Origin of the sequence: Rhodovulum sp. (assembly GCF_011048875.1) — a bacterium.
GTDB lineage: Bacteria > Pseudomonadota > Alphaproteobacteria > Rhodobacterales > Rhodobacteraceae > Rhodovulum > Rhodovulum tesquicola.
This window is the reverse complement of sequence record NZ_DSDD01000403.1, coordinates 1-3,966: the sequence shown is the minus strand read 5'-3', so window position 1 is coordinate 3,966 and position 3,966 is coordinate 1. Positions and strand designations below refer to the sequence as shown.

Annotated in this window: 4 protein-coding genes and 1 pseudogene; all 5 read right to left on the bottom strand. The window is 68.2% G+C overall.

The window, feature by feature from the left end; genetic code table 11:
• Nucleotides 1-165, bottom strand: a pseudogene (locus ENN83_RS14005) (tetracycline resistance MFS efflux pump); the annotation flags it as partial.
• Nucleotides 166-241: 76 nt separating this feature from the next.
• Nucleotides 242-1,072, bottom strand: coding sequence for a 3-keto-5-aminohexanoate cleavage protein (locus ENN83_RS14000; RefSeq protein WP_287187924.1), 831 nt, complete (start codon nucleotides 1,070-1,072; stop codon nucleotides 242-244).
• The gene (locus ENN83_RS13995) at nucleotides 1,069-1,776 is read right to left on the bottom strand and encodes an alpha/beta fold hydrolase (protein WP_287187922.1); all 708 of its coding nucleotides are present in this window, start codon (nucleotides 1,774-1,776) and stop codon (nucleotides 1,069-1,071) included. Before ENN83_RS13995 ends, ENN83_RS14000 begins: the two co-directional genes overlap by 4 nt.
• A gap of 84 nt (nucleotides 1,777-1,860) precedes the next feature.
• A complete protein-coding gene (gene pcaD, locus ENN83_RS13990) occupies nucleotides 1,861-2,649 on the bottom strand; it encodes a 3-oxoadipate enol-lactonase (RefSeq protein ID WP_287187921.1) in 789 nt (262 codons plus the stop codon).
• Nucleotides 2,650-2,709: 60 nt separating this feature from the next.
• The gene (locus tag ENN83_RS13985; RefSeq protein WP_287187919.1) at nucleotides 2,710-3,828 is read right to left on the bottom strand and encodes an endonuclease/exonuclease/phosphatase family protein; all 1,119 of its coding nucleotides are present in this window, start codon (nucleotides 3,826-3,828) and stop codon (nucleotides 2,710-2,712) included.
• Between the last annotated feature and the right edge of the window lie 138 nt (nucleotides 3,829-3,966).

The window sequence follows — 3,966 nt, the reverse complement described above, 5'->3', positions numbered from 1 at the left end:
GGTGGCGAGGATGCCGCCCCAGATCGCGGCATCCGACAGGCCCACGCCCTCGATATCGCGGATCAGGTCGGGCATCACCGGCAGGATCAGCCCGATCCCGATGGCATCGAGGATCAGCGTGATAAGGATGAAGATGATCGGCAGGCGGGTCTTGGGCTGGCTCATGGGGCGCGCGTCCAGGCATTGGATGACAAAGGCTTAGCCGTGAGAGGCGCGCGCGGCAAAGCGTTTTGCGCAGGATTCAGCCGGGCCGCAGCCCCAGGATCGCGCGTGCCTCGCCCCAGGTGGCGACGGGGCGGTGGTATTTCTCGCAAAGCTCGACCGCCCGGCGCACCAGCGCGGCGTTCGAGGGGGCAAGCCGGTCGCGGTCCAGCCGCACATTGTCCTCGAGCCCCGTGCGGGTATGGCCGCCCGCGGCGATGGACCATTCGTTCACCTCGATCTGGTGCCGCCCGATGCCCGCGCCGCACCATTCGGCATCGGGGGCGAGCCGCTTCAGCGTCTCGATGTAGAAATCGAAACTCGGCCTGTCGGCGGGCATCGCGTTCTTCACGCCCATCACGAACTGGACGTAAAGCGGCCTTGCCAGCCGCCCGTCCCCGGTCATCTTCACCGCCTGGAAGATATGGGACAGGTCGAAAGCCTCGATTTCCGGCTTCACATCGTATTTGTGCATTTCCGAGGCCAGGAAATCGACCAGATCGGGCGGATTCTCGTAGACCCGTGTTGGAAAATTGTTAGAGCCGACCGCCAGCGAGGCCATGTCCGGGCGCAGCGGCAGCATGCCCCCCCGCGCCGCGCCCGCGCCGGAGCGGCCGCCGGTGGACAATTGCACGATCATGCCGGGGCAATGCGTGTGAATGCCCTCCATCAGGCGGGCGAAACGCTCGGGGTCCGAGGTCGGCGTCTGGTCGTCGTTGCGGACATGGCAATGCGCGATGGACGCGCCCGCCTCGAAGCTTTCGTGGATGCTTTCGATCTGTTCGGCGACGGTGATGGGAACCGCCGGGTTGTCCTCCTTGCGGGGGACGGATCCGGTGATGGCGACGCAGATGATGCAGGGTTTGGTCATGTCGTTTCGGCAATCCGGTTCAGAATGTCGGCCAGTCTGTCGGGCTGGGCGAAGAAGGGCGAGTGGCCGCACTCCATGTCATGGAGATGGGCAATTGGCCAGTCCCGGGTCATGTCGCGCTGGGCCTCGGGCGGGATGATGCGGTCGGCGGTGCAGCGGATGTAATGGCGCGCCAGACCGGGCGGCAGGGCGGCGGCCGGTTCGGTGCCGGGTGCGGTCGGCTGCGGGGTCAGGCGGGCGCGGGCATAATCCGCGGTGCCGGGCGGGCAGTCATGGTAGAAATAGGCATCAAGCGTCTCGTCGCGGAAGGTCGAGGTCTTGCGGTCGGGGCTCAGCCGCATCGCCGCCATCAGGTTCGCGCAGCCATGGCGCGCCCTCAGATCGCGCGCGGACTCGCCCTCGCGCGGCGCCCATGCGGCCAGATAGACAAGGGCCGCAATCCGCTCAGGCGCGGCGGCGGCCGCTGCGGTGATCGTGATGCCGCCCAGCGAATGGCCGACAAGGATCGTCGGGCCATCAATCGTCGCCAGCACCGCGTCGCGACAGGCGGCCAGCGTCACGGCCTCGGGCGGCGTCGGATCCGCCCCCGCAGAAGGCAGGTCGAGCGCGCGTGCCCCGTGGCCCGCCGCCTGAAGCCGGGGCAGGATGTCACGCCAGCACCAGGCGCCGTGGTTCGAGCCGTGGACAAGCAGGAATTCTGCCATTATCAGACCCCAAAAAGGGTATTTGCCCCCTCGAAATGTTGGAAAAGTGAAAGTCTGGCGCAGGGCCGCGCGGCATCCAGGCGGTCAGACATGGCCTGTCTCCTTGAGGAATGCGGTCAGGATCTCGGCATAGTCGCCGGGTTTCTCGACGCAGGGCAGATGGCCCGCGCCGCGGATCAGCTGGAAGCGCGAGCCCTTGATCAGCGCCGCCGTCTCGCGCACCAGATCGGGCGGGGTCGAGCCGTCCGCGCTGCCCGCGATGGCCAGCGTCGGCAGGCTCAGCCCCGAGGTCGGCGTGTAGAAATCCGTGCCCGAGATCGCCGCGCAGCAGCCCAGATAGCCCTCGACCGGCTGGCGTGTCAGCATGTGGCGCCAGAGCGCGCAATCGGGGCTTTCGCGGTAGGGGCGCGCGAACCAGCGCTCCATCGTGGCATCGGCCAGCGCCGCGATCCCGCCCGCGCGGATGGCCGCCATGCGCTCGGCCCAGATCGCAGGGGTGCCGATCCTGGCCGCGCTGTTCGACAGCACCAGCGCGCGCACCTGATCCAGCCGCTTGACCGCCAGACCCTGCGCCACCATCCCGCCGATCGAGAGGCCGACGAAAACGCAGTCGGTCGCGCCGAGAAACTCCAGCAGCCGCTCGGCATCGCGCACCAGCGCGCCCATGGAATAAGGCCCCGGCGGGCAGGCGGACAGACCGTGCCCGCGCATGTCGTAGCGGATCGCGCGCAGGCCCGCGGGCAGCAGCGCCACCACCTCGTCCCAGATGCGCAGATCGGTGCCCAGCGCATTCGCGAAGACCACCGGCGCGCCGTCCGGGTCGCCATCCTCACGGAAATGCAGGGCCACGTCGCCCAGATCGGCAATCCGCATCGGCACCTCCTGTCCTGTCCGGCCGCGGCGCAGCATGGCCCGCGCGCCGGGGGGCGTCAATCAGACCAGCCGGACATGCGCCATGATCTGGCCGTGATCCGAGGCGCGGATATTGCCCGGCGCCTCGGGATGGGTGCCGTCGGTGATGTGGTCGTTATAGACGCCGAAATGGGTCATCTCGCCGATGCGGCCGGGCCAGTCGGGGTGGAAATGGCGCGACAGGAGGATCGCATCGAAGGATTCGAAGACGCCGCCGAAGGCGTTGGTATAGGCCATGTCGCGCAGGGATTTGCGGATGAAGAGCCGCTCGGCCGAATGGAGCCGCACCCGTTCGACGGCTTCGGTTATCGCGGCCGCCTCGGCCTCGGAATAGTGGTCGTCCGCCGATTTCGCGTCGTGGCGGCGCAGCCAGGTGTAATCGGTGAAGGGCCGTTCGCCCGCGATGATCTGTTGCGTGGCCGATTGCGGGGTGGCGTTCAGATCGCCCAGCACCGCCACGGGGTTGCCGGCCTCAAGCTCGTCCACCACCAGCTTGCGCAGCACCCAGGCCTCGGCCATCCGGCGCAGCGAGGCGCGCAGGAGGCCCAGCGCCCGGCCCGCGGCGTCGTAATGCGACAGGTCCACCTCGGGCGAGAAGCGCGCGCCCCTGGGGCGGACGAATTCGCCCATGCGCGATCTGAGATGCAGGTTGAAGACGGTCAGCACATGGCTGCCGACGGGCACGCGCACCTTCAGGATCGGGCGCGTCAGCCGGTTCAGGACATACCGGCCCGCATCGCCGCCGCCCAGATGGTTGAACGGGATCTCCAGCGGCGGGTCGAGTCGCTGGATCGAGACCGGCTGCCCGGCAAAGCCGAAGCGCGACAGGATCGCCAGCCCCGGCCGCCGCTCTCCCGGGCCGGAATCGGCGAGGTTGGGGGCAAAGGCCAGATCGGCCTCGGCATAGGGGCGGCGGTGGGGCGCGCGCGCATCGGCCTCGGCGATGACCTCGCGCAGGGCCTCGGGGTCGATGATTTCCTGGAACGCCAGAATGTCGGAATCCATGCGGTTCAGCTGATCCGCCATCCAGGCCCGCTTGGCGGCGTAATCCTCTGGGGAATAACGCTCGAACCGCTGGTATTCCTGATCCGGCCCGATCAGGTTCTGGGCGTTGAATGTTGCGATTCTGAAAGTCGTCATTGCATCTCTCCGCTTTGGCGAAGCGCCATCCGGAAGGTTTCGGCCGCCACATTGCCGCCCGATCCGATCACGATCACCGCGTCGCCTGTCACCGCGTCGCCGTGAAACAATGCCGCGGCCAGCGCGACCGCGCCGCCG